The sequence below is a fragment of the Vibrio sp. YT-16 genome (assembly GCF_033337405.1).
Lineage (GTDB): Bacteria > Pseudomonadota > Gammaproteobacteria > Enterobacterales > Vibrionaceae > Vibrio > Vibrio alginolyticus.
The window spans coordinates 1-1,295 of record NZ_JAWOQQ010000089.1; the positions used below are offsets into that span (position 1 = coordinate 1).

Genomic DNA, 1,295 nt, shown 5'->3' on the forward strand with positions numbered 1-1,295 from the left:
TAGATATGGACCACCCAAGCCAAGCTATGGCGCACGAAATCGTATTCCGCGCACCATCATCGTCTAACGTGATCTCACCTATCACGGACCTTGTGGCGATTGAAATGGCAAAAGACCCTTCAATTACTGAAGAAGACGCGAAAGCAAACGTAAACAAAGCATTGGGAGGCTCAGAGGAAGCTCCGATTGATCTGTACAGTGACTTTGTTGAAGGTGCGACAAAAAACGCCGAACTACATAAAACCGCTCAGATTCTGACAGAATCTAAAGCGCAAAACCCAACAAATTACGAGAAGAAAGCGACTGAGTTTGCTCAAGCGGCAAACCAAGAAGTGGATCGTCTTGTCGCGTCTGGCGAAAACATCAATGACCCAAGCCTACGTCCAGTCATCACTGATAGCACGCCAAATAGCGACAACTTTGTGCCTGAAACGGTAGTCAACAACAAGCTAACCGTCAACGAAACCGTAGAAGACGCAGCTGAAGATAAATTGGATAAGCTACCAAAAATCGTAAAAGGTGCCGCATTTGATGGCGTTGAGCTAAACATCGAAGGTCTTTTCAAAGACAAAGACCAAAGCCTTGTGAGCACAAAACTGACGCATAATTTAGCGGGCACAGGCATTGAAGTTGAGCAAGTTGGTAACCTAATTGTTCTACACCCAACCGCGATCGTAGAAAAATCCGGTGATTTTGAGATTGTTCTAACGGCGCAGGACAAAAACTCTAACGGGGATGTGCTATCAACTGTGAGCACAGTATTCGAAATCGAAATCGAATCTGCAAACTTACCACCAATGGTTGTTGAAGCAGAGCAAGCTCGCCTGCAATCCATTGTTGATAGCTGGTACCTACAACAGGGCGAACTGTTTGAACAAACGCTCGATATTTCTGGTTTGTTCCAAGATAAAGACGGTCAGATCACCGACTACTCAGCGGACTACGTAGGCATTGAAGGCCTATCAGCAATTGAAGATGGCAATGCGATTGTCACCATTAAAGGCACACCGACAAAAGCTGGTGAATCTGGTGCAGCACTTACCATTAGCGCAACAGGTGGTCATACCGCAGTGCAGATTGAACTCAGCATGCCAGAAGTAAAAGAAGGCGTTACGCCACCACCAGTAGTACCGACTTTGGGCTTCACTCACGAGCACTTCAACGGTCAAGAATGGAAAATGGGTAGCTTTGCGCAAAAAGATGGTGAAATTGGCTATGCCATGTTGATGCAAGACTCTGAGGGCCTACTATTCTGCTGGGGTTCAAACCACGATGAGATGAACCAAGAGTACAAA

General features: G+C 46.2%; 1 pseudogene. It reads left to right on the forward strand.

The window, feature by feature from the left end:
* A pseudogene (locus R7F07_RS24940) lies at positions 1-1,295 on the forward strand (acid phosphatase); the annotation flags it as partial.